A 25975-nucleotide genomic window follows, 5' to 3' on the forward strand; every position below is an offset into this window, starting at 1 on the left:
TGAGAAACAAGGGTTTCTCGTAAGCCTCTGCTCCCGTTCGGCAAATTACGATACCAGCAGGTGTACCACACGCGATACCCGGATCTCAAGGACCTCCTTTTTCGACGTCGTGATGAGGCCCTAAACTTCCCAATCGGGTGATTTAGGAGCCCGTTGCTGTCTGCTTCCCGATCGGTAAGGATCACGTTGATCTGGGAGAAATCTTCCTGTACGGTAAGCCAGTTCAGGAGACGCTCGATGTTCAGGTCTGCACGCGATTTCGGCACCGCTGTCAGAGAAAGACGCAAGGCGCTTGGCTGGACGCAGACCGAGCTGGCCGCCCGGTCCGGCACGGGTGAGCGTTTCATCGTCGAGCTCGAATCTGGCAAGCCAAGCTGCCAGCTTGAAAAGTCCCTGATCGTGGCGCGGACAGTCGGCATTGAGATCGGCGATCTGAGGACGGTCCGAACCGCGCCGCCCTCGCCTGATGACGACCTAGGCTTCCTGCCGACCTTCGGTGACGGTCGATAACGACGATCTTCTATGAAACCTTCCCCGTCGCACACCTGACCTTCGACAGCGAGTGGCGAATGGGTTATGACCGGAGCTGGGAAGCGTGCCGCTCAGCCTTCCCGGTATCGCTCACCATGCCGCTCCGTTCAGGCCCAGTCGCTGCCGACAGGCTGCTGCCCTGGCTCGCCAACCTGCTCCCGGAAACGCACCTCGCCGAAATCGGCCAGCGGCTGAAGGTCTCGCCTCAGGACATCGTTGGCCTGCTCGGCCACATCGGGCGTGATACCGCCGGCGCGTTGTCGATTGGCGAGCCGCGGAGGACGGGGGTACATCTGCAGCCCGTGCCGGATGCGGTAGCGCTTGAACGCATCCTGGACGAGCTTCCCGCAAAACCCTTCCTCGTTGGAGAACGCGGCGTCTCCATGTCGCTTGCTGGCGTTCAGGAGAAACTGCCGGTTTTCGTCGATGAGGACGGCGCGATTTCCATTCCAGTTGATGGAACACCTTCCACACACATTCTGAAGCCGGATACGAAACGGCTTGCGGGCATTGTCGAGAACGAAGCCTTCTGTCTTGCCCTCGCGCGCGCATGTGACTGGAGGCCGCCGAAGCGACGATTGGTGTCGCCGGCAAACGGGGCTATCTGCTGGTGAAGCGATACGACCGCTTCACGGATCCGCATGGCGGTATCCGCCGGCTGCATCAGGAAGATCTTTGCCAGCTAACAGGACACTTCCCATCACAGAAATATGAGCGCTCTTCCACAGGACGCGACGCTGAAAATGATGTTCGACGTCCTCAGCGATTTGGTCTCGCCCGCCGAGCGCTTGACGCTTCTTGATGCGGTGATCTTCAACGTGCTGATCTGCAATTCGGATTCGCATGCCAAAAACTATTCGGTCCTGATTGGTGCCGCCGGATCCGCAAAGATGGCACCGCTCTATGACTTGATGTGTGCGGCTGCGTACCGCCAGGTCGATCAGAGTCTTCCGCAAGGGATAGCCGGCAGGTTCAACGCTCCAGATTCACGGCGAGCGGAATGGCAAGCGCTAGCCGACGAACTCAGATTGAGCAGCGCATCGACGGCGAGGCGCGCTTTGGAAATGGCGGAGCGTGTTAGCGCCGCGTGCGATGAGGTGGCGCCCCAAGTCGAGGCTCTAGCTGGCGATCCGACAAGAGTCCTGGAAAAGATTATCCACTCCATCCGAAAGCGGTGTCGGCGTATTCAGATGCAATCTTTCGTGGGTGAAGAGCCGAACTAGGAGGGAAATTATTTCCGCTTTGCGCCCTCAATTCCACGGTTCACCGATTGTGCGGTCGCTCCCAAAACCTGCCGTTTTTTCATCTCCCGATGCTGCGTGGCTTCGACCCACTTTGGCACAAACCCGTCATTTCAGCCCGGATCTCTTCATGTAGGCTTTCCAACAGAGAGCAGAGATTCATCGCTCACCCCATTGGCATCCCAGCACGACAGAATGGCCGAAAGCAGACAGGCAGTATTGGAGAAGGCCGGTGCAAGAAGCGGGCACGCTGCCGCTATCCTAGACGGGCGCAAACTCGATCATGACGCTGCCGGGCTTGCACAAAGTCAGGCGCGCGTCCGCGACCTGGCTCGGCGTCCGCACACACCGTTTCGCAATTCCCGACTGATCAGACGAGCTGATGGCCGGGGACGGCCTGTGTTGATGAGGCCGCGCCCCTCGACGCCCTGAAATCGCAAGGGACGTGAACGCGGGGGCGATATGAGATTATTGTCTTCGTGACGGCGACCAGAATTTAGCTAGGGATCGATCCAGCCGTTTAGCTGCGGGTCTGGCTGCTTCATCGCTTGTTCAATAGCCTCGCGCTCGGCAAATATTGCTGCGCGCCGCTCGCGTAGCAGGGTGACGAGCTCGGCCGTATCGACCGTTGCGCGCTCGAGCCACCTGAGCAGGCGATCACAGGTGCCGAACAGCAGCGGCGGGCGCTCATGAACCAAGAATGCCAGCACGTTGACCGCGTTGTCCTGCATCTCGCGGGCGTCGACATCGTCGGGCGGATCGAAGGCGATCTTGGCCATCTCCAAGGGCAAAAAATCATTCTGAAGTCGGTCCAGCATGCCTCGGAGATCGCCGTCCTCGCTCAGCCAATCTCTCAGATCGGAAATGTCGTCGAGGATCGCAGGCGACGCATCGGCCATCCGGTCGAGCCACCGGCCATATTCGTCCGAGTCGGCGGCGAGGCGGAGCAGCGTTGCCCAGGCCTCCGGCATGAAATTGCCAGTGCATCCTACCTTGAGCCTTAGCAGAATGCCCAGCGCGCGTTCAGCGTTCGTCGCGCCAAGGTCGCCGACGATGCGCGCCACACGCTTGCCGTCGCCGTTATAAGTGATGTGATCCCACGCGAGCTCGAATAGCGGGTGATCAGGCCGGCGCGCGATGATCTCGACAACCGGTTCCCAGACGGCCTCGCCGCTGTGATGCGTGCCGAGCCACCACAAGGGCTGAGGCTGACCGCAGTAGACATGAATTGCAGCATCAACCAGCGAGGGTGGCGCCATGTCGATCAATCGCGTGGGCGGCTGTGAAAGATCGATTCCCTCCGGGAGCAGCGTCACGACGACCGCGTCGGGAATTTCCGAGCGCGTCAGGGTAACGGCCTGGAGCCAGCTATCATCCGAGCGGCCGCTTTTCAGACGATCAAAGACCGCAGCGCGTTCGTCGTCACGCAGCAGCGACCAATGGTCGATGAGGTCGGCTATGAAGGTTATCTTTGCGCCGGTTCCCGTGAAGTCGAGCAAGCGCGTGACCCGGTTTTCACGGCGTTCCGGCTCCGCCGCTGTCGCCCGCAGCAGGATCTCCGCGACACCGAGCGAGAATTCGCTCGGCAAGCGCCCGGCACGCTCGTTGCGCTCCAGCCAGTCGATCCAACCGTCGCAGAGAGCGACGAGCGATGACGGCGACAGCGCGCCGAGGGCGCTGCGTGCGACGGCAAATAGTCTGGCGTCGATGAACGCAGCGTTGTGCGGCAGGGCCGCCATTACGATGGGCATGAGCCGCTCGAAGATCGGCCAGGGCGGGTGCTCACTGGTATGTTCTTCGCGATCGAAGACGACGAGAAAGTCGAGCATCGCGGCCGCGGCTGCGACGTTGTGTGCGAGATCCGCGAGACCGTCGAGGTACCGCGCCCGCCGATCGGCTGAGCTAGCTTCCCAGCCCAGTACGGTGCCCTTCAGCGCGGCAAGCGCCCCGCTTGGATGATCGTCGGCGAAGATTCTGTCGAGTATCTCGTCGTCACCTGTTCGTGGTCGGCTCAACCAGAGTTTTGTCGCCTCGGCCCGCAACGCCGCCTCATCGTAGCTAAGCAGGCGCCCCGCCATTGTGAGGGTCATGGCCTCGGGAGAGGTGGCCAGGAAGCGCAGGGCGGCGGCGGCGCGCTCCGGGCCGACCAAGCCCTCGGGCGCGTCGAGTAGGGCCAGCTCGACCGCGACCTCGCGGCGGCGGACGATCCGGAAGGCGCGTTCGAAATAGTCGGTCCCGAGCTGCTCGCCATAGGGTAGATGCGCCTCGCCCTCGCTCCATTCGAGGTCGTCGAGCGTCACCGACGTGACCGAACTAATCCATCTCGGTAGCTCTCGCTGGGTTTCGGCGGGTAGATCGGACAGACGGTTGACAAGGAAGCCGAAGCAGAGATCGCGCGTTGCTGGGAAGAACGAGCGCAGCCCCTCGATGGCCTGCTCAACGAGGGACGCGCGCGCGGTCGGACGCGCTTGGAGCCGGTCGAAGATCCAGTCGAGATTGCGCGCCGTGGCGCGCGAAGTCTGTGGCGACAGGCAGAACAGCCCGCGTTGTAACGCGTGACCGATGGCTTGCGCGGCGTGATGGGTCGGCGCCTTAAGCAGCGTCTCGGCCGCGGCGCGGTAGAAGGGATGCGCGAAGCCGACAGTCGGCTGAGCGTCGATCGTGACAAGCCGTCGTCGTTCGAGGGCGTCGAGTCCCGTCTGTTCGGCGAGGGTAAGCTCGGGAGGCTCGTCATAAGCAGGAGGGGTCGCCGGCGGGATCGACGGGCCGCCGATCGTAATCATCGTGCCCAGTGCCGCGCGCTTGCCTGGCAGGCCCGCGCCGCCGCTGCCGCGCACATAGGCCAGGTCGACAAGCCTGATTGGCTCGCGTGGCGCGGTCGCCACCGCGAGGCTCACCGCGAGATCTTCCAGCCCGTCGGCAGCGAGTGTCCTGCCGAGCTGGGCGGCGTCTTCGCGAGCTAGCCGGGCGACATCGGCGATCGACGCAGACGCGAGGAGACGATCGGCGTTGGCGGCAAGGTGCTCGAGACAGCCGGGCTCCAGCACCAATTCGCCGGTGACGAGCGCGCCGGTCACACGCGCGGCAAGCGCGTCGTCAATCGCGAAGGTCGCCACCAGCGCCTTCCAAAGACTAGCCAGAAACGCCGCTTCGAGGTCGCCGATGTCGCGCCAGCGCCGTTGCGCCGTGATGGTCTGGGCGAGCGATGCTGTTCGGCTGGTCGCGAGCAGCGGTTCAAGCCCTTGCGCGACGAGGAGCTTGCGCTGCGGGCGGGTGCGGTCAATCAGCTTGGAGAGGCGCGCCAGCGATCGGGTCGCCTGCGCCTCGACTTGCGAACCCCCGAGGGGGTCATCAAGAAGCGCAAGCCGCGGCGCTGCTCCCGGTTGGAGCAGGAAGCGCTCCGCCGATTCCACGTCGACGAATTCCTGCACGTCGTAGCCGTGCGGGATGAATTCCGCCGCGACATAGCGGGCCGTGTAGCTCTTGCCGACCCTGGGCGTCCCGGACAACAAGAGGACGTTGTCCCGCGAGAGAGCGTCGACGAGAGCGGCTTCGTCGCCCCTAGGAAGATAATCGGTCGGGCGGATTGACGGTGGTGAGGCCCGCGCGAGGATGCTCCGCAGCAGGGGGAAGGCGTCCGTCTTGTTCGTCTTGGCCTCGCCGATTGCGGCGCGTAGCTCGAGCAGGACCGCCGCTGTGCGGTCACTGGGGATCCCGTGGTCGCGCCTGAGGCGCTCCGCGCAACGCGTCTCTAGCCCGTCCTCGTCCGTCTGGTCGAAGATAAGGGTTCGGCGGAGGGCCTCACGGATGGCTGCGAGGTCTGCCGATGCGGCGAACGCCGCGTTGTGCGCTTGTCGTTTGGCGTAAAGCGCGCCGCCGTCGCTGCCCGCCACTTCTGCGATGGCGAAGGCGGCGAGCAGCTCTGCGGCGTCTGTGGCTTTGATGCGCGACACGGTGTGCTGCTCGCCATGCCAGGTGCTTGAACCGCGATAGACAGCGCTCGCATCATCGGCGCGGCCGGTCATCACCAGGAGGGCGAGACGATCAGAATTGCTGAACACACGCTCGAGGAGCGTCGGCGCAGTGCGCCGCGGCGGTGCATGGGCGAGGCATGCGGCGACGTCGGCGAGCGCAACCGTGCCCGCTGCGCCTTTCACCTGGATCTCGCAGTGGACCGGCCGGCCATAAGCGGTGAACCTTAGTTCGGCATCCTCGCCGCCGTCAGGCTCGACCAGCAGTGTGGCATCGTCGTGCCCGCAGAACCGCAGCATGATCTCGATGCAGACCAGGTCTTGAAACGCGAATTTCTGCGGCGCGGTGATCGCTATCGACATAGAGTCGTTATCCGGCCGACTTCGTGACGCGCTCGAACTGACCGTATGCGGGAATCGGCAGTTCAATGCACCCAACGAGATCGGCTAGAACTCTCCAATCAAACGGGGTTGCAGGGATAGGCGTTTCTGATCTCAGCATTGAAAAATTGTCCGATAGAAGAGGCTTCCACCAGCCGCTCGTAAATGAACTGAGGGACGTTGTAATATTCGTACACCTTGCCGGTAGCGACGAACTCCACCTCAAGTGTCTCCGAACCTGGGTCATAGCCCACCGAAGCCAAACTCGACGAGCTCACTGGCTGTCGTTCCATTCATTCCTCCGTCCATCGTGGGTTCTGTGATCGCCACGCAGCCGTGACGTTCACGTAATTCTCGTTGCCGCGTTCCTTACTCCAGTTGTGTGCAACGCGCGGATCCTCGCTAGTAGGCCGCTTGCCTTCCTCGGGGAGCGTAATCCTGCATCGCACAGGCAGCTTTGCAGCCTCGCCGGTGATTACAGCTTCGCCCGTACGAAGCACAGGCAAGCTGTCCACAATGCCGCTCAGGCTGTCAGGCAGGGCGGCCTGAACCTTGCTGCGGTCCGACGAGTTGGAGAGGCGCAGCGAGAAGAACGTACCGCACTGGGAGAGAATGGTCTCGTCGATCTCGGACGGGCGTTGGCTCACGATCATCGCGCCGAGGCCGAACTTGCGGCCCTCCTTAACAATGCGCTGGACGGCATCCCGCGCAAGGTTGGCGTCGTCCCGGCCCAGGTAGCGATGTGCCTCCTCCATAACCACGAGTAGGGGGCGTGCCCGCCCGCCCTCAGGCATCTCGCGGCTCCAGAAGAGGGCCTCGTAAATGATGTTCAGGATGCCTCCAATCAGTCGCATAAGGGTCGAGCTTGGCACGCCCGACAAATCCAGCACCGTGATCGGTCTGTCGTGCCCGAGCCAGCTCTCGAGCAGTTGGGGCAGGTCGTTCTGCGGAGCCCCGTCGAGGCTCGGTTCCCAAGGCCCAGGGTGGAGCATGAAGTCGTACTGTCGATCCAGTAGCCGTGACCGGAGCTGTTCGAGTTGTCGCCGGATTGACAGCACGTTTGTCTTGTTTGCGAACGGCGGCGTATTGCCTTGACCAGGCAGTGGATAGGTAGGCGCCGTAAGTGTTTCGGCATCGCCCGGAGCGGTCTGAGCCGAGTTCTGCTGAGTGTTCTCCATCCACGTCTTAATTTCTGGGTCGATCAGGTGGAACCAAAGCGATTTCAGGCTAAATGGCAGAGGGCTGTCGGCGGTCAGCGAGTTAGCATCGACACCAGGGTAGTCCATTTGGGCCGAGACTGCTGTTTTTGCTCTAAGAATGCGGTCTTGAATCGCCGTTAGTGCCTTCTCCTCGGTCTTGCCGAGCAGGAAGGTCAGCAGGTCATCGAGATTGAGTGCCCAATAGGGAACGTAGAGGCGCTCCTCATTCTCTAGCGGGTTAACGCGGAAGACTTTGGCGACCTCGCCAAGCGCGCGGCCGTACTCGCCGTGGATGTCCATCAGCAGCACCCGCGCGTTCGAAAAGCCCGAGTGGTCACCCTGGCCGACCGAAAGTGAGCGTAGCAGGCTTGTGACCGTTGTCGACTTGCCAGCGCCTGTCGACCCCAACACCGCGGAGTGGCGGGTCACGAGCTTGTCCAGATCGACACGGACGGGGATGCTCTCAGCTCCCGACAATCTGCCGATGGTCACCTGACCCGTGTCGGCGGTGCCGTAGATGCGGGCGAGATCCTCCTCGACTACGAGGTGCACCTGGTCGTTGATTGCGGGATACTGGCTGATCCCGCGCTCGAATGTCGCCTCCAAGACCTCGCCAACGAGTTGCACCTTAATCCAGCGGTCCCCTCTGGCTCCGCTGTCGACCAGTGTCTCAGGCGTGGCCGTAGCACCGACATCAGAGATGATACCGTACAGGTCGTGATAGCCCTGCGGGATACGGACGAAACTGCCGACCTGGCCGATGCGGTAACTGCGGCCGCCAATTATAGCGATACCTGAGGCGGTTCCCTCGAACTGTCGCACGTTGATTGTCGCGCCTGCAACGGCTCCTACGTGGCCGAGAAGAGTTGGTGCACTCATCACGCCACCGTGGAGGCGGGCGCGGCCGCCGCAGGGGGGGCGGCCGGTGTAACGAAGACCTGTGTGGAACGTGACGCGGAGAAGAATCTCGCGAACGGCTCGATCGCTCCGAGCGTGAACTCATGCGGGCCGCCCCCTAGCGGTTCCGACCAGTACGAGGACCGGATTGGTCCCCAGTCCTTTGAGGGTAGCTCCGAAGGAACACGCCACGGGCCCTCTGAACCATTCACCAACGCCGCGTCACGCGCATAGACGCTGAAGTTGGGCAGTCGGCGACCGAGCTCTCGAGCGCAGGTCTCGTTGGCAAGCTTCTGGAACTGGAACGCGAACATGCTTGCGGATGGGTTTGCCGCGAGCCCCTCATCGATACGCGCCGAGATATGAGCGTCGGCGAACGAGAATCCGATCGAGATCAGCAGCGTGTCCGGCGTGGCGAGGAAGGCGCGCAGCCTGTCGAGGAGTGCTGCGTAAGGTGCCTTTTGGGTCTGCTCATACTTGAGGTGCTCGGGGAAAACGAGATGCCGCGCGTTGTCCTTCCCGGAGCGGATCACCTCGTCCTTGCTGTTAGAGCACCACCCCAGCGACCCGTGCAGCTTCCAGAGACGCGTCCATCTTGCAGGAAGGTCGTTGTTGGAGACCGTGACCGGGTCGAAGAAGGGTTCACGACCGCCCGTGAAGCCGTCGAAGTACGGCGCGCGCACGCGCTCGAACGCTTCCTCGAGCAGCAGATCGTAGTTCGTCGTGAAGATCTCAATAGGATGATCACGACCGGCGCCGGTGATCCATGTCACGATGTCGCTGTAGGCGGAGCCGCTCGCCGGCAATGTTACTGTGACGACCTTGCCGATCTCCTCGCACACGCGCTCGCCAAACTGTGCATATCCCGGTCCGTCCAACTCATGGATCTTGGCCGGCCCTATCACCTTCGCAAGCGACCTAATCCTGGACAGGAGAGACTCGATGTCGTTTTTGGGCGCGAGCTCCTTCATCAGCTCTGCGATCTGCTTCCCAAAATCTTTCTCGAGTTCATCAAGGACAAGTTTGGTCAAACCGGCGACTGCCGGGATCAGAGGATAGGTTCCATCCGCTTTCTTCATTCCTGCCGAAGCGCCGGCGCCCAGCAGCAGTCCGATCCTCTTCCGGCCTCCGGCGATAATCGTGCGGAGTGCCGTCATGTATTGATCTGGATTGTGTACGATCTCGCTTGGCATAGTACCTCATAACGACTACGGCACCTTCTTACTCTCAACGATAAATTGATTCTTTAAAAAATCACACCACACCACGCTGAACGAGCACAATTTACTCAGATTGTGGCTCGACCAGCAATTTCTGAATGCCTGAAGGCAGAGAGACAGCCCGCTTGAAGGCCAGCGCTAGGAGTGATTATCGCGTTCGCTAGAGCAATAAGAGCGCTAAAAGCAGCCGGTCAACTTGCGGCCCAAAGCTGTCGGCAGTCAGAGCAAGGCTGAGTAACTCGATCATGCTCCCAGCGTTACTGCAGAATAGGCCAACGACCCAACAACTTCCGGCCACACCGACCCTCGGATATCGGGCTTGGCGGACTTTGTCGGAATCATCGCCGCGACCGGTTTTGACGCTACGCAATCGGGAAGCTTCGTGTTTCCGCCGGTTGCTCCACCACGCCATGGGTTCATCAAAAAACGGTCGAAGTTCCCATCTCAGCCGGATGAGACTTCAGGGGCACACCATCAGCCAACGGGACAGCAGTGGCGGTAATAATTTCCGCATTAGCACCTCATCAGTGCGAGGATCCAGCGATAGACGCCGGGCGGCTCAGCAGACATGGTCGATCCGGGGAAAGGCGTGGCGGCCGTGGAGTTTGCCGGCATGGACCAGATAAACGTAAATTCGCTACTCCGCGGGTTTGATCACGTTGCAATCATTCATGGAATCGTTATCGCTATGATACGCATAAGGTTTCGTTCTAGTTTGGCGGGAATTTGGGGGGGCAAATGTTCGAGACGTTGCTTCAAGCCGGTATTGCAACGCGCGATCTGGTCCTCGAACTAGCATCCCTGCTAAAGGAACCACCCGCGCCGGGATTGTTCAGCCTTTGTCTTGTGTTGCTTCTGCTTCTGCTGATTCTGGCGTTTGTCTCGACTGTGCGGAGCCGCGCGAAGGTGCTCAGGTCGGCCATCAATCTCGTCCAAAAGACAAATGGCGCCAGCGGCTTGCAAGAGAGTTTCGAAGATATTCAGAACCGACTAGCAAAGCAGGGCGGACGAGCCGCACGTCATCTAACAGACACCTGGAAGGAGTTTCGCGAGACAACGATTGAACCGCGGCCGGGGGCGGCGCTTGGTGTGCGCAATTCGATCAGGCCGTCGGTGTTTTTCAATCTTGAGGATATGGGTTTCAGCGTTTCCGGCTGGCGGTTCGTGCCGGGGTTTCTCGTGTCGATCGGGCTTGCCGCGACGTTTCTCGGTCTGATCGCCGCGCTCCAGCAGACGGGCGAGAGCCTCAAGGGCGGTGGTGATCAGGCTCAGGTCCGCGAGGCGCTCACGCAGTTGCTCTCGGTTGCCTCCGCAAAGTTCATCATGTCGCTGACGGGGCTGTTGTGTTCGATCGTTTTCACGGCCTTCCTGCGCGTGGGCAGCCAACGGCTGGAAAGCGCCATGCGAAAGCTCACGCATGAGATCGAAATTCGCATGAATTTCATCAGTCTCGAAGATCTTGCGGAGCGTCAGTTGGAGGCGATCGTCGAGCAGCGCGATCACATGCAGAAACTCAACCACGATCTTATCGCCGCCATCTCCAAGCCGCTCGAGAACGCGCTGGCCGCCAGCAATACCCATGTAGGGACGATGATCGACGATATCTCGCGCTCGCTTTCCACCGGGCTTGCTGCGGCGATGGACAAGGCGAGCGAGCGTTTGGAAAATGCGTCCGAAACGCTCAATGGCCTAGCAACAAAGATCAGTGGAGCTGCAGAGCAGTTTACCGCGGCCGCCGAGCGGACGGCAGTCGGTCTTGACGGTGCCGCACGCAGACTTGAACTCGTGACCGATAATCTTTCTCGGGCCGGAAGCGGCCTTGCGGATGCGACCGAGCCGATGGTCGAAGCTATCAACGGAACAGCCGCGACGACCAGGCAAATTGCCGATGCCAGCGTCGAAATGGTGCAGTCGGCTCGGAGAGCTCTGGATTCCGAGCGCGGTGTGGTCGTGGTCGCGGCAGAATCCATTCGTGAGCAGATCAAGAGTTTCGAAGCCCGCGCGGCATCCTATGACGGGCAACTGGAAAAGGCTTTCAAGACCTTTTCAACCGAAATCGGCAGGTCGGTTTCGGAAGTCGAAAACCACGCGAATGCGGTTCATCAGCAGTATGCCGACGCTCTGGGCACTCTGCAGGCCGTTATCGAAAACGCGAAAGCCTTCAGGCCCGAAAGCGAGAGGCCGGCGGAATGAGAGGGGCGGGCGGCACGCGCCCTCAGGAGGAAGAGGAGGAGTCCGTCTTCATCTCGATGGCCGATATGACGATCAGCTTTCTCTTCGTCATCATGATCCTGCTTGCGTTTTTTGCGAGCCAGTTCACGGACCCTGATACGGTGCCGCGTTCGCAGTACGACGAACTTCTCAAGCAAGAGAATGTCATGGAAAAGGAGTTGCGCCAGGTCCAGACGATCGTTGAGTCATCCGATCTTAAGGTCTCCGACGACGTGCAGGCCATGAAGGACGAGCTCGAGGACCTGCGGCGGCGGCTCGCTGTACCAGACGCCCCCAACCAGATGGAAGTGTACAACAACAGGGTTTCCGAGACCCGCAGAGCTCTTTTGACCAGCCTCAAGAAACAGATCGACGACGAGATCAGAGGCGTCAATGTCAGCATCAGCGCGAACTTCGAGTCGCTGCAGTTTTCGGGCGACGGTCTGTTCGAAACGAATGTCGATGTGCCAACCGTGGCCGGATCGCTGCGTGTCAGTAAGATCGCGGAAATTCTTGATCGGAATCTCGGATGTTACTCGCTCGGCCCGCGCAAGAGATTCAGCCCGGACTGCAATCCCGGATATGCTGTAATCGACTCCCTGCAGGTGGAAGGCCATACCGATGACCGCGGCGCCGATATTCTGAACATGAGGCTCAGCGCAAACCGCGCCTCGTCGGTATATTCGCTGATGACCTCGCAGCGGCCCGATCTCGTCAAATTCACCAATAGAACCGCGCAGCCTGTTCTTTCGGTGGCGGGTTTCGGCAAGGGGCGGCCCATTCAATCCAACACGACCGATACCGGCAAGGATGCCAATCGCCGGATTGATCTCCGTTTCATCATGGCCGTGCCTGCGAAAGAGGCAGATATATCGGCGATCAAGAACGCCCTGACCGAGGTGCCCCGATGAGCCTCATCGAAACAATTCGGGCATCCCGTATCGCTCGGCGCCAGGAGCTTGCTGCTCCCATAGAGCTGACGCAGGCAGCGGCAAACGTGAAGAGGACGTTTCCCGCTGTCGTCAATGCGACGCCTGTGTCCGTCGGCGAGGCCATTCAGCGGCTCGATATCGCCCTGCGGAAATGGGACTGGGAGGGCGTGACCGTCGGCAACATCTCGCTTGCCGCCCGAGCCTTTCTGGAGAGGGACAAGATACCGCATGCCGTCAGCGATTTCTTAAAGAGGGAGCTTGAGGCGACAACCAGCTCCATTCTTCTCGATGCGGTCGGCGAAGCGTATTTCTCTGGCTGGACCAGACACAGTGAGAGGACCCGCTGGCTGGCGTCGATTCTGCAGGCACGGGCGTCCCATCTGTCCTTCCGCTGGAAGCAGTTGTTCGTTGCCGTTCCGGAACTGCTGGATATCGACGAAGCGCCTCTACGGCTCGCCGAGAAGATGCTCGTTCAGGCCGATCCATTCCAGTGGCTACTCGATGCAGGCCTTGCCTCTCCGCATGCTGGGCAGCTTTCCACGGAAGCTTACCTGGCTTGGCTCAAACTGCTGCCTCCCGTCGTAACGAAGCAGCATGTCGAGCGTATATTCGGCTGGATAAGGCCGCGGGGACACCAGCCTGTTTCCACCACCCTCGCTGCGAGGGCTGTGGAGAAACTTCTGGAGCCCTGGCGTGCCGATATGCCCGCTCCAGAATTTCGCACATTTCTGACTGACCGGATTATAGAGGCCTTCGGTGATCCGCGTTACGAAAGTAAAGCTGAATCAAAAGCGTTTTGGCCTCTTGTCGCTCTGGATCGCCGTACCGTTCTGCTCAGATGGCTTGCGGGGCAGAGTATAGATGCCTTGCTCGACATAATCATGAAGGCCACCGGCAACCATATGTGGCCTCCGCGACACCATTTCTGGAAGGGCTTGTATGATCGAGGGCTGGTCACCGAGGCTTGGATAGCCCTGTCTACGCCCGCGATGGATATTGCGGGAAATATATTCAGCGAGGGCGGAGGTAAGGTCGGTCAGGCGGCCGCGCTACAAACCGCCACCGGCAACAAGAAGGAAACCTGCCTGCTGATCATGAAAGTGGGTCGCTACACCGTCGTGGAGGGATCTCACGACTACCGGGTTCACCTCTTTTTAAACACCGATCGCCGCGCGCCCGCTCTGTATCAGAACGAATATAATGCAGAAAAGATCATGCTGCCTCAGAACGATAGGATGGCCCGTATTCATGATATCCACGGCGGCTGGCAGAGCTGGGTCGAGGAGCGGGTTCTTCGATGAAGTTCGATTTTCGATTTGATCCAGACGCAGCGATTCTCACGATCCAACCAGAGAAAAAGGGCTGGCTCTCCGGCTTCAGGAAAAAGGTTCTGCCCGATCTTTCGAAGCTTCCGCGGGAGGAAATGGACACGGCGCTGGCACTGTCGCGCCTGAGGCAGCTCGACCCGCAAAACGCCCTGCACTCGGTCGAGCCCGATATGGTCGTCATTCGCCACCCGCTTGTCGCGAAGCTTGATGTACGGGCGGCCGCATCTATGGGCCTACCTCCTCTGCTCCACGATGTCACCTTTCGGGCGCGGCTCGTCGGGACCGTGGGCAGTTCCGATTTCCGGATCGAATGGTGGTGGGAGCGCGCGGGAAGGCGCGTTGTTTTGCCGTTGACAGGCGCCTTTCTGGGGCCGCCTTCCAATGTCATGCGGATCCCCGAGCCGGTCTATCTTGCGATCGCCGAAGCGGCAAAGCTCGGCAAGAGCGGGACACTAACCGACCACTGGCTCGCGCTTGGCCGGTTCCGGCGGCTTTTCGACAGCGACGGCGAGGAAGACCAGGCATCGCTCGAAGGTTTTCTGCGCGATGTCTCTGTCGTCACTTGTGGGTCTGTCGGCATTGGGTTCGACCCGGAGGATGACACAAAATTTTTCCCGCTTCCGTTTGCCGACCATCGGAGGTCAGCGGATGGAGCGGTTGCGACCACATCCGCCCTACTCCACGGTCGCGAACTGGATGAATTCAAGACGGCAGCCTTGCGGCGCGGCGCACAGCCTGCCTTTCGTGTGGCGAACGGAAAATTTCTGATCGTCGATCGTTCCGCCGTGCCGGTGATCGGTACGATCGCAGCATATGCCGGCAAAAACGAAGAAGGCCGGCGCGCCTTTATTGCGGATGCGGGCCGGATTGTCGCCGAAGCGATCGAAATGGATCTCAGGCAGGAAGGGCGGCTCACGGCCCTGATGAGCCCGCAGGCGCGCACCGAAAGGATCGAGGAAGAGATCGCCCGCGCCTGGATCGAAACGGAAGAGTGGGTTTCGCGCGTCGTCGGGGTTGGAAAATGGCAGGTCACCACAATCGACACCATTCAGGGGTCGGGCACCCGGTGGCTGCAGGAGGGGATCGATACCGAGCTTGGTGAAAGACTCGCTCTTATTCCGGACGAAGAACTGGCGGATGTGATCGAGCGGTTACGCAACGCTCTTCGGAGCGGTCTTTCATCGATCGACCATGACGTGGGCGAAATTCCTGCGACCGTCGAAGTCATCGAGGCGCTGAGCAGGCGTCTGGCCGATATTCTCAGGCGCCAGCAACCGGAAGAGGCCGGGACATCGCTCGATGCCTATCTGCCAATCACCCATGACAATTTCTGGGAAGTCGATTTCAAAGCTGCTGTCCGGGGCAGGACGGGCGACTTCGATGATAACACGCCGGTTTTGGTCAGATCCGCCTTGCAAAACCACCAGTTGGCATCGCTGAATTGGCAAGTGCGTGCCTGGCAGGCGGGTATTCCGGGCATTCTCAACGCTGATGAACAGGGGCTCGGCAAAACGCTGCAGACGCTTTCCTTCATTACCTGGCTCAGGGAGGGAATGACAGACGGCAGCATTCCGAAAAAGCCCTTTCTGATCGTCGCTCCGACATCCCTGCTGCTGAACTGGGAGGCCGAGATCGAGCGGCATCTCGAACCGGGATGCCTGGGCAAACCTGTCCGCCTGTATGGAGAATATCTCGGCGCCTACAAAAAGCCAGGCGGCGGGCAGGATCTGCGTGACGGCGAGGCGAGGCTCGATATCGAGGCGATTGCCAATGCCGAAGGCGGATGCGCGGTCGTCATCACGACATATCAGACGCTTGCCAATTACGCGATCAGCCTGATGGACCTGGATTGCTCTCTTGCCGTGTTCGACGAGATACAATTCCTGAAGAACCCCGTGACGATGAGAGCCAAGGCTGCAAAGGCGGTCCGCGCTGATTTCCGGATCGGATTGACGGGAACGCCGATCGAGAATGCCACCAAGGATCTCTGGGCTCTTGTCGACCAGCTAGTTCCGGGCGCGCTCGGAGCACTCGCGCAGTTCCGTAGGGTGTTCGATACACCGACGGAAGCGAGCATGGGCGCACTCCATTCCGCACTGTTCAGAAGCCAGAACGACCACCCTCCGCTGGCATTGCGCCGGCTGAAAACGGATGCTGCACCGCATCTCCCGACAAAAGTTCGTATCCTGCACCCGCGCGAAATGCCCAGGGCGCAAATGCTGCGTTACGACGAGGTGCGAGCCAAGGGGGGCGGCATATTGGCACTGCTGCAGCACATGCGCCGGGTGTCGTTGCATCCGGGTTTGATTGAAGCTGAGACGACGGAAGATTTCAACCTGTCGTCGGCTAGGGTTAGTGCCGCCATCGATATCCTCAGACATATCAAATCGAAGAATGAACGCGCTCTGGTTTTCGTCGAAAATCGCGATGTCCAGACCTGGTTCGCTGAGGTCGTGCGGATAGAATTCGACCTCGAGCGCGTTATGATCATTAATGGCGACACGACCGTCGATGCCCGCAAAGACATTACCGACCGGTTTCAGAGGCACCTTGGGGATGATCGCGGCTTCGACGTCCTGATCCTTGGTCCGCGCGCGGCGGGAACAGGCTTGACGCTGACGGCCGCAAACCATGTGATCCATCTCAGCAGGTGGTGGAATCCTGCGGTTGAAGAGCAATGCAACGACCGCACACACCGCATCGGCCAAGAAAAGCCAGTCACGATTCATGTACCGCTTGCCGTTCATCCGGGCCTTGGCCGAGGTTCGTTTGACTGCCTGTTGCAGAGCTTGATGAAAAGAAAACGCTCTCTTGCCGATCGTATTCTCTGGCCGGGAGATGTGACGGACGGCGAAACGAAGATGCTCTACGACGCGGTTTTGGCGGCGGAGACGACATCCGACTTGAAGGCCATGAACGTTGATGAAATACTTGAGGGTCGCAGCGATCTCCAGTTTGAGAAACTGGCCGAAAACTCCATTCGTGTGAAGCCGACCAGAGGCGGTGCCTCCATCATCGTTTCGTCAGATGCCGCTGTACCAATGCCGATGTCGGGCGAAAATGAAGACGCGGCCGTCATTACGCTCAGCGAGCAATCACGAGTTCCGGCTGGCGTTATCGTGCCGCAGTCAAAATTGAAAACAGCGACCCTTTGGCCAGAATACATCTTGCCGGAATAGGAAATAATTTCCGCGCCCCAAGCCTACGATCTCCTAACGATCGTCTGCGTCTCGCGGTCATATCGGTACAGATGTAGCTGTCCGTCCTTGATGAGTCTGGCTGCCTGGGCAACATGGTCTGGCAGCACGTAGAACCACTCTCTCGGTCGTATCCTCTTGCCGAACCTGTCGACGATGAATAGCTCTCCGGGCCGCGCGGCGTCAAAGAACCGATGGAGCAAGTTCTCGACCTTGGAACGCGATAGATTCTGCAGTTCGTAGGTCGCAACAATCTCGACAGGTGCCAAAAGGAAGGTTGGATCGTTCCGCGCATCGGCCACGCGACGCCTGACGTCTTGTGAGGTTACGCCGATCTTGTAGAGGATGTCGCGCTGCGGTTTAATCGCCGGATCTTCGGAAAGGCTGCGCGCCACATAGATCGTGCCGGATAGCGAAACCTTGTCGGTCTCCCAGTCGGGATCGAGCGGACCGAGGCCTAGGCGCTGAATGACGCGAGCCGTCCTGTCGTCATTGAGGGACTTGCGGAACGATGACATCAGCGGGTCGCTCTCGGTACCATTCGAGAAAATCACCCGAAGGCGGTGGTCGCGCGCTCCACCCCGCTGCGTGCTTTCACTCTTTTCCGCGATGTATGCCAGGAGGCCGTTGCGGATGAAGAAGTCGCCTTCAACAGGTTCGATAACGGCCCATTTTTCAATGAGCGTGGCTTCGCGTGCACCGCTATCGAGAGCTTGCTGCATGGTCTCGAACAGGCCTGCAAATTGATCGAAATCCTTGCAGGGTATGAAGTCGGCGCGGTGATCGGGCAAATGACGTTCCGCAGCAGGCGTCACGTGTTTGAGCTGAACAAGGTCCGGCTGAACCTCCAGACCATCCTCGGCAAAGATGTCATCGAGCGAGTCCGGGATGTCGTCGTCTTCAACCTCATCCCGCCAGGAAACCTCGGCAACTTCCTCTTTCCGTGCCAGCAGTCCAAGCCTGTCCGCTTGCCGAAGCTCATCGCTGGGAGATTTGGCAAGGTTTTCCCATATGGTGCCAAGCCGCATCTCTTCGTGGTTGGATGCATTGGCATCCGGCACACGTCCGTGCTGCTCGAAAAAGCGCGTTACATCATTCAGAATCGAAACGCTATTGTTGCCTGAAGATGACGCTCTCGGTTTCAGCTTCACAGCAAGAAGGCCGAACTCGTCTGGCTCTGCAAAGATCTCTTCTAGTGTCGGGCGGGGCATCAGCTTGCCGCCTCCCGCATCGTCTGCGCCTTGCGGTTTTTGAGCCAGGCCAGCGCTTCTGCCATGCGCTTTTCGAGCGCATCGTCCGCATGCACATTCGGCTCGCGCCCCTCCTGCGCCCGGAACCGCTTGATCCGGGGCCACAGCGTCCGCGCTTCCTCTTCCGTCATCTGCACACGCATGGCCACCATGGCCGATTGTACCTGAGACAGAAGTGGCGCATCGAAACTGCGTGAGGCAACCTCGAAGCATTCCTGAAAGGCGTTGACGCTGTCGATCAGGTCAATATCCAGCTCACGCACATTGATGAAGCGGCGCACCATGGCGAGCAGCGTGTTGGGTGCCGCCCGCATATCGTCGTCTGCGTCGTTGCCATCCGCCTGCCCGGCGTCGCCGTCCGTTCGGCGCACTTCACCGCCTGCCTGATCGGCACCGATGAACGGTGCGCCCGCTTCCTGAAATCCACGTTCGGCTTCCTGGCGTGCCAGCGTCAGCAGGTTCATGCGCGCGGCAAGGTTCTGGCGAATGGCTTCGGTTTCGTCATCGTTGAGGTTCTCGTAGCGATGCTCGATAATGTCCGTCAGCAGCATCTGCGTTGCCACTTCCGGTGCCGTGTCGGGGGAAACGATGCGGACATCGACAGCCTGGCAGGCAGTTGCCATCAGGTCGGCCATATCGTTCTCGCAAATGTCCCGTGCTCGTTCGGTCGGCGGCTCCATCAGACCCTTGATGCCGATGGTGATCGTACCCTGGCCGTCATCGGTGATCGGTTCGCGGATGTCGCCATCTTCCCGGCGATAAAATTTGAAATTGGGCGCCAGCACCTGTTCCATCAACAAGGAGCCGGAAATGGCCTTCAGCATGTCGTTGACGGCATCCTTCACCGCTGCCGTTTCCACACCCGGTTCCGCGACCAGATTGGTGAAGATGGCTTTCGGCTTGCCCGGCGCATCGCGCGTGGCGCGGCCAATGATCTGCACAATTTCGGTCAGCGATGCCCGGTAGCCAATGGTCAGCGCGTGTTCGCACCACACCCAGTCAAAACCTTCCTTGGCCATGCCAAGCGCGATGATAATGTCCACCTTGGCGCGGTCAGCCTCGTCGTCGCGCTTGCCATTCAGTCCTTTGATCTCGCGGGAAAGAGCAGCCTTCACCCCCTCACGCTCCGGGCCATCATCCACCAGATCGGCCACCTTCAGCACCCGGCCATCTGCCGTGCGGATCAGATCGAAGCCGGTCACCTCTTCCACGCCGATATGCTCGCCGATGAGATCGAGAATGCGGCCTACCTCATCGTTCTTCTCGCCAAAGGCTTCCGCCGAGCCGCGATGGGGAATATGGATGATGGTCTTGAGCGTTGTGTCCAGCACATCGGGCAGGCCATTGATATACTGGCCGCGATAGAAGCTGTAATTGACGCCGAGCGCCTTCAGATACTCATAGCCTTCAAGCTGCTCATAATAGGAATACGTGATTGTCTTGAAGCGCGCCTCGTCTTCCGGGCGCAGCACGGGCACGGTATCGCCGCGAAAGTAGGAGCCGGTCATGGCCATCACATGGCATTGGCCGCGCGCCACAATCTGCCGCAGGATTTCGCCGAGACGGTTATTATCCGCCGCCGAAACATGGTGAAACTCGTCAATGGCGAGAAACACGTTGTCGAAAGCGGCGATCCCATGCGCCCGCTCCACCGCCTCGAAACCGAAGCGGAAGGTGGCATGGGTGCAGACCAGCACGCGGGCATCAGACTGCATGAACTCCGAAAACGCCTTCACCTTCTGCGCGGTCGAGCCATCTTCGGTGCCGGAAAGGCAGAGGTTCCAGCGGTCCTCCACCTGCCAATCGGCATCAAAGCCATAGCTTTTCAGATCGGTTGAGCGGAAGGAGCCGCCAATCGAGGTTTCCGGCACGCAGACAAGGGTTTTGGCAAGCCCCTGATGGTTCAGCTTGTCCAGCGCCACAAACATCAGCGCGCGGCTCTTGCCCGCAGCAGGCGGGGCTTTCAGTAGAATGAACTGGGCGCTGCGAGCGGCATAGGCACGGGCCTGCATGGGCCGCTGGCCCAGCGCATTGGTGGCCTTGGATTGTCCGGTGCCATTGTAGCGCACATTGACCATCTCAACCATTTTACTTCGCCCCCTGCTTCACCCGCGCCGCATACAGCTTGAACAGCTTTTCCAGCCGTTCCGTGTCGTTGCGAAAGGCGCGGCCAATATACATGCTCTCCAGCAACTCATCATTTTCCCGGTGCACGGCCCGCAGATCGTCCGGCATCTTGTCGGGGTCGTAGAGATCGGCAATGCTTTTGGGGTAATGCTGATAGCGCGTTTTCAGAATGCGCCGCGCAGACGCCGAAAGCTGCTCCAATTGGTCAGCGGTGAATTTCGGCACCGGAAAGGTGTTCCAGCCCAGCGTGTTGGAATAGCGGAAGTCGGATTTAAGCTTGCCGCAGACGGTGGCGATCCAGACGAGGTGCAGACGCGACGCGACCAGCGCGATGCACCAGTCGGGGGCGTCGTAGAGAACCTGATTTGCATTTGATGAGACTACTCCGGCGCTGACGCGTTCGACCGGCAGATATGGTCGGCGCTCCGACGTAACGCTGGGGATCAAAATTGATGACTGGATAGGATCGATCCGTATCTGGTCGAACTCGTATGGTCGATTGGCCATTTTCTGAGTTGGCTTCTTAGGGCTCGCCAACCGAAATTGTCTCACCATTTGAAAGCGCTCAGCGAATTGCGGGATTGCACTTGCTTCTGCAAATTCGTCTTCTTTGACCCAAATGCAGTAGCGCGTGTAATTATTCACCACCTCCTGCGACCCCATGTATGGACGGATATATTTTTCCGCAACAGAGTGCGTAGAGATGATGTCATCCCGTTCATCCGCAGAAATAATCAGGAAACCTCCATCGGACGGCTTGTTGCCATAGTCCATAAATGGCAGTCCAAAAATGCTTCTACGCTCGGTTTCAACAAATATATCGGGACAATTCACAAGATAAGCGTTTATGTTTTCAACGTTCTGAATCAATTCTTCAAAAAATATCAGCTTTTTGGCGGATATTTTGTTTCTGACTCCTATAATAGAACAAATGACCGCAGCATTTGCTGAAGCGTTGTTTCGCCATTTGAAATCTTTATTGGTAAAGAATATCTCAAGATTCTGCTGTAAGACGTGTGGCCACAGTGCTGCTACCGAATAGCCTTGGCAAACTGAATTCGTTGATACCAATGCGGAACGCGCTGAGCGTCCCTCGACATATCTAGCTGCCTTAAAAAACCAAGCAGAAACAAAATCGAAAGCTGCGTAGTTAAGCGTTACGCGCTCGAAGACGTGAGCTAAGTCAGCCTTTTGTTCTTTAGATTGATAAGTCGAGCCTAAAAACGGCGGGTTTCCTGCAATGAAAACCTCTTCATCCCCGACGGGAGGCGGGCAAACCTCATCCCAATTTACCCGCAGAGCATTGTCGCACCTGATTTGACCACCATCCCGCAACGGCAGCAGCGGCGGCATCCGCCCGAACACATCGGCAAAGTGGGCATTGGCCTGATACTCGGCAATGAATAGAGCGAGCTTAGCCGTTTCCGCCGCAAAGTCCGTCAACTCGATGCCGTAGAACTGGTTGAGGCTGACCGAGGAGAACATGGCAAAATGCTCGTTGCCCTCCAGTTCTCCCAACCGTTTCAGAATGCGGATTTCGCGCTCGCGCATCTGCCGATAGGCGACGACAAGAAAGTTGCCCGAGCCGCAGGCGGGATCGAACACCCGGATTTTCGACAGGCGGTGAAGCTGTGCCTTTAGGGCCGCTGGCTTGTCCCAGGCCTTGTCCAGGGCTTCATCCAGATCATCCAGAAACAGCGGCCCCAGCACCTTCATGATATTGGGCACAGAGGTGTAATGCATGCCCAGCTCGGCGCGGGCCTTGGGATCGGCAATCGACTGGATCATCGAGCCGAAAATATCCGGGTTGATCAGCTTCCAGTCCAGCTCTGCGGCATCGCGCAGATAGCGGAAGGAGATGGGGTCAAACGCCGGGGCCTCGATAGAATCGGCAAACAGCCCACCATTGACGTATTCGAATTTTTCGGTCCAGGCAGGCAGCCCCTCCCGCTGGCCTTTGGGCAGGTTCATGGCCGCGAAGGCCTGCACCAGCACATCGCGCGCATGTTCGCCCTTGTTGCCGCCATAGGAGAAGACGGCAAAGGAGAACTGATCTTCCTTGAAAACGCCCACATCCTCGGAAAATAGGCAGAAGATCAGTCGCGTCATGAACAGGTTCATGGCATGGCGGCGCTCCGGCACAGCCCAATCCGGGTTTGCCTTTAAAAGCGCATCATAAAGCTTTGCGAGCTTGCCGGTGGCCTTGATGTCAACCGGGTTTTCCTCTGCCGCCCGGTACCGCTCCTTGCCAGCAGCAGGCAAGAAGAAGGAAAAATGCGTACCAAGCTCGGCGAACGGGCAGTGCAGCGTTTCCCCGGACTTCGGGTGCTCGGCGGCAATCATCTCGCCATCCGTGGCAATCAAAATTGCAGGCTTGGCTTTCACATTGCGCTTGGAGGCGCGGAGCGCATCGAGCATTTCAGCCGCCATGCCCGGCAGGGCCGGGGCATAATGAAACTTGCCGTTCAGCAGAACGCCGCCCGCAATGTCCGATTTATTGGTGCTGCCCACCCGAAGTTTGGCAATAGTTGCCTGCGCATTATCCGTCGCCTGCGCAAAGACATAGCCGAATTCGGTCGGGTCAAACTTCGCCTTGGCAATCGCATCAAGGGCGTCGGCAATTTCGGTGGGGTTCATCATGAAAGGTCAGGCTTCTTTTTATCGTTGCAGGCAGTTCCGTCAGGCCCAGGCCGGAATGAAAATGCGCTTCAGGGGAATGAGCTGCTGGGTTTCGAGATCGAGCTTATCGTACTGCTCACGCAGGCTTTTCACCAAGTCATCAAGATCCATAAGGGCAGTCGGGATACGGGCGCGTTCAGCCTCATATCGGGGCCTCGCGGGTAAAGCCGCTGGTGCTGACGTAAAGGCCCTTGTCGAGATCATGCCGTCCGGCGATGAAGTTGCGCAGATCTGGCGCACCCATGGAGCCTTTGCGATGTTTGACCTCCACAACAATGCGGGGTGCCTCAAAGCCGAAGCCATCGGGCGAGGCGACAATATCCTTACTCTGATCGGGTCCCGCATCAGAAATTCGTGTCTTGTAGCCAAGGGAGCGAAGCAGACCCGCAACGAGATCCTGCATTTCCGACCAGCTCAGAGCGTTCACCTTGTCCTTGATGAACTCATGGGCGCGGCTGGCCATGGATTCGAAAAGGTCTTCTTCGACAGCCTCGCCCACAGCCACCGAATTTTCAGGCGGTGCTATGATATTGCCGGATAAAGCTTTCTTCAGTTCTGCCGCGACATCGCTGGATAGCCGAAACAGGGTCGATATGGCGCCGAGGCTATTGCGGCTTTCAACGGAGAGAAGATCGCGGCTGACCCCACCATCCCATCGCACCGAACGGACCTGTGTGTCTTCCGGGTTTATCGAGGTGTCGTGGCGATAGGCGCTGGCGATCTCCCCTACAAGGTAGACTCGGCGCGACGGATCGTAGGTGACGATCATATCGCCGATGTTCATCTCATTGACGAAGCGGTGGAGTTGGCCGGCTGCCATCGCCTGACTCTGCGGCTTGGCACCAGCATAGGATTTCGCAAGCGCCTCGCTGATGGTTTTGCGCGTTTTTGCTTGCGAAAGATCACCCAGCGCGGGCCAGCCGATGGCAACGAAAGATTTTTCCTTGAACGCATCAAACAAGCGACCGTTGCGCTCGGCGCGAACCATCCACGATTTACTCATATACATCCCCCTGTCGCAGGGATACATTCATCACTCATCGCAAAATTGCAAGATTGGTCAAGCTGCTACGCTATAGCTGTAGGCTCTGATCCACCGGCCCGGAAATTATTTCCGCTTTGACCGCTCCTTGACGATGTCGGTGATCCCGGCTGTTGCGAACTGTGCCTGCTTGCCATCCGACCGCTTTTGACATCGTGGCGCCTCTATGAGCTGTCCCGGTGTTACCAGGTCGGCAGGTTTTCGAAAACGTGCACCGGCGCGCAAGGTGGTGCGCCCTATGGTTGTGTTTTGTTGCTTTGGCCAGGTAGAAGTAAGAAAAATTTTAATGTGCCCAAAAGTAAGTAGTTTAAGTATTAATGCATGAAATATCCTCAAAGTCCTAAGTAAAAACTGGATGGACAACTTTTGATACGTCTTGAGTTACTTTTAATCTCAAGTGATAATTTATATATCAATTGCACAGGTGCAGTTGATGCTTTTGCAACACGCAAGGATCTTTGACATGACGAAGAAAACGAACGAAGCGGTATCCGGCCGCTTTGACTACGACGCGCTCAACATCGGTGCACAGAGCAAGAAAGAGTTGGAAGCGACAGCCTTCAACATCCAGGCTTTGGGACGCCGCTCCACGGAGCAGGCGTTCGAGCTGGGCGACCTGCTGGAGCAGGCGTCCGAACTCGTTGAGCCGGGTACTTTCGAGAAATGGGTATCGCAGCGATGCGACATTTCCTCGAAGACCGCGCGCAACTATCGGTCTGTTGCTCGAAATCTCGCTCCGTACCGTACTCGTGCGGTCGAGCTGGCCGTCAGCCCCACGGTTCTTTTTCATCTGGCGTCCGCGCCGGACGGAAAGGTTGAGGCTGCCCTGGCTTTTGCGGAGGAGAACGACGGCATTCGCGTCAGTGAAGTGAAAGCCTTGCTGGCGGACGGTTCCGAAGCAGCCTCCGGAGAGGTCACCGCAACGGAGCTTCCCGACGTCGGCGGTCTGTCTGGACTGCGGGCGCTGATCGACATGAAGACGAAGAGCGGTGTTGCCGCTTTCGTTGAGAGTGCGGCAGCTCTCGCCAAGACTGTGGAGGACATTCTTCAAAGCAAACCTCAGGGCAAGCGCCTTCAAAAGAAGGTACTCGTCCCCGTGCTTGAGCCGTTGGGACGAATTGCCAAGCGCAGCCTGGGCAACGTCCTGCTTCTCGACGCACCAGGCGACATCGACGTCCGAAAGCTCTCCGCGACTGAGCTTGCCCCTGGAAGCCGATGGCACAAAGTGTTCGAGACGCTCGACGACGTGGGCGATCGAGAGGCTTGGCCTGAGGCGAAGGAGCTCGAACTGTGGCTGAGCCAGGAGCTGCTGCCGCTCCTCGATTGGGCAACCTCGAGAGCGAAGCAGCCTGAATGGCCGATCGAGGCCGCCGTTGCCTCGAAATCACCCGACCAGGTGATGCGCACTGGGCCGGAGGCGCTGGGTGGCGTCGTGCGGGTTGACGCGCCGAGGCTCGATGCGTCCGAGGACGAGGATGAAACGCTCGAGGACTACGTACCGCCGGCGATGTTCACCCGGAGGGGTGGAGCATCTGAGACTGCCGGTTCCAACGTCCTTTCTTTCGGCTCGACCGAAGGGCTGCCTGGACTAAGGAAGCCAAAGGCGCTCACGCGCAAACCCGCCGAGGCGTCGGCGGACTGAATCAAGAAAGGGGCTTTCGGGCCCCTTTCTTGATTCCGGCTGTGCGTTTGGCGCCGCGCTCAGCGCAACCTCATCGCGCTTCACCGATCGTTTACCATCGCGCGCGGACAGAATTCGAACGTGAGCC

15 protein-coding genes and 1 pseudogene are annotated in these 25975 nt (G+C 59.2%); 8 read left to right on the forward strand and 8 right to left on the reverse strand.

Features of this window, described 5'->3' with window-relative positions:
• Window positions 1-237: 237 nt before the first annotated feature.
• From C5L12_RS11245 to C5L12_RS29060, 3 genes and pseudogenes are all read left to right on the forward strand, one after another.
• Window positions 238-510 (forward strand): helix-turn-helix transcriptional regulator, encoded by a 273-nt coding sequence (locus C5L12_RS11245; RefSeq protein ID WP_105372133.1) that lies wholly within the window; start codon window positions 238-240, stop codon window positions 508-510.
• A 5-nt stretch (window positions 511-515) separates the two neighbouring features.
• Window positions 516-1333, forward strand: a pseudogene (locus C5L12_RS29055) (HipA domain-containing protein).
• Window positions 1275-1754, forward strand: coding sequence for a HipA domain-containing protein (locus tag C5L12_RS29060; RefSeq protein ID WP_280952522.1), 480 nt, complete (start codon window positions 1275-1277; stop codon window positions 1752-1754). The pseudogene C5L12_RS29055 and the gene C5L12_RS29060 overlap by 59 nt, the downstream one beginning before the upstream one ends.
• Before the next feature lie 518 nt (window positions 1755-2272).
• Here C5L12_RS29060 and C5L12_RS11255 read toward each other — a convergent pair.
• The 4 genes from C5L12_RS11255 to C5L12_RS11270 all read right to left on the reverse strand — a co-directional run bounded on the left by C5L12_RS11255 (window position 2273) and on the right by C5L12_RS11270 (window position 9413).
• Window positions 2273-6106 (reverse strand): nSTAND3 domain-containing NTPase, encoded by a 3834-nt coding sequence (locus C5L12_RS11255; protein ID WP_105372134.1) that lies wholly within the window; start codon window positions 6104-6106, stop codon window positions 2273-2275.
• A gap of 98 nt (window positions 6107-6204) precedes the next feature.
• Window positions 6205-6417: a KTSC domain-containing protein gene (locus C5L12_RS11260; protein WP_105372135.1), complete on the reverse strand. Its 213-nt coding sequence runs from the start codon at window positions 6415-6417 to the stop codon at window positions 6205-6207.
• The gene (locus tag C5L12_RS11265; RefSeq protein ID WP_105372136.1) at window positions 6418-8202 is read right to left on the reverse strand and encodes an ATP-binding protein; all 1785 of its coding nucleotides are present in this window, start codon (window positions 8200-8202) and stop codon (window positions 6418-6420) included. It abuts the gene before it with no gap.
• Window positions 8202-9413 carry an SIR2 family NAD-dependent protein deacylase gene (locus C5L12_RS11270; RefSeq protein WP_105372137.1) on the reverse strand — a complete coding sequence of 404 codons (1212 nt, stop codon included), beginning with the start codon at window positions 9411-9413 and terminating at the stop codon, window positions 8202-8204. Before C5L12_RS11270 ends, C5L12_RS11265 begins: the two co-directional genes overlap by 1 nt.
• A 765-nt stretch (window positions 9414-10178) precedes the next feature.
• Between C5L12_RS11270 and C5L12_RS11275 the strand changes: the two genes are divergently transcribed.
• The 4 genes from C5L12_RS11275 to C5L12_RS11290 are packed head-to-tail and all read left to right on the forward strand — an operon-like array spanning window position 10179 to window position 17090.
• Entirely contained in the window at window positions 10179-11633 is a 1455-nt protein-coding gene (locus tag C5L12_RS11275) for a hypothetical protein (RefSeq protein WP_105372138.1), read from the forward strand.
• A complete protein-coding gene (locus C5L12_RS11280; protein WP_105372139.1) occupies window positions 11630-12562 on the forward strand; it encodes an OmpA family protein in 933 nt (310 codons plus the stop codon). Before C5L12_RS11275 ends, C5L12_RS11280 begins: the two co-directional genes overlap by 4 nt.
• Window positions 12559-13884 carry an EH signature domain-containing protein gene (locus C5L12_RS11285; protein WP_105372140.1) on the forward strand — a complete coding sequence of 442 codons (1326 nt, stop codon included), beginning with the start codon at window positions 12559-12561 and terminating at the stop codon, window positions 13882-13884. The genes C5L12_RS11280 and C5L12_RS11285 overlap by 4 nt, the downstream gene beginning before the upstream one ends.
• The gene (locus C5L12_RS11290; protein ID WP_105372141.1) at window positions 13881-17090 is read left to right on the forward strand and encodes a DEAD/DEAH box helicase; all 3210 of its coding nucleotides are present in this window, start codon (window positions 13881-13883) and stop codon (window positions 17088-17090) included. Before C5L12_RS11285 ends, C5L12_RS11290 begins: the two co-directional genes overlap by 4 nt.
• Window positions 17091-17113: 23 nt before the next feature.
• On the opposite strand, the gene C5L12_RS11295 is transcribed toward C5L12_RS11290, so the two are convergent.
• The 4 genes from C5L12_RS11295 to C5L12_RS11310 form a co-directional block, all read right to left on the reverse strand.
• Complete coding sequence (locus C5L12_RS11295) at window positions 17114-18319, reverse strand: GIY-YIG nuclease family protein (protein WP_105372142.1); 1206 nt, start codon at window positions 18317-18319, stop codon at window positions 17114-17116.
• Window positions 18319-20445, reverse strand: a complete 2127-nt coding sequence (locus C5L12_RS11300; RefSeq protein ID WP_105372143.1) for a DEAD/DEAH box helicase — start codon at window positions 20443-20445, stop codon at window positions 18319-18321. Before C5L12_RS11300 ends, C5L12_RS11295 begins: the two co-directional genes overlap by 1 nt.
• Window position 20446: 1 nt before the next feature.
• Entirely contained in the window at window positions 20447-23125 is a 2679-nt protein-coding gene (locus tag C5L12_RS11305; protein WP_105372144.1) for a class I SAM-dependent DNA methyltransferase, read from the reverse strand.
• Window positions 23126-23306: 181 nt separating this feature from the next.
• Entirely contained in the window at window positions 23307-24167 is an 861-nt protein-coding gene (locus tag C5L12_RS11310; protein WP_245422844.1) for a restriction endonuclease, read from the reverse strand.
• Window positions 24168-24669: 502 nt separating this feature from the next.
• On the opposite strand from C5L12_RS11310, the gene C5L12_RS11315 reads away from it, so the two are divergent.
• Complete coding sequence (locus C5L12_RS11315; protein WP_157949035.1) at window positions 24670-25848, forward strand: hypothetical protein; 1179 nt, start codon at window positions 24670-24672, stop codon at window positions 25846-25848.
• The last annotated feature ends 127 nt before the right edge of the window (window positions 25849-25975 follow it).

Origin of the sequence: Neorhizobium huautlense, from assembly GCF_002968575.1 — a bacterium.
Taxonomy (GTDB): Bacteria; Pseudomonadota; Alphaproteobacteria; order Rhizobiales; family Rhizobiaceae; genus Neorhizobium; species Neorhizobium huautlense.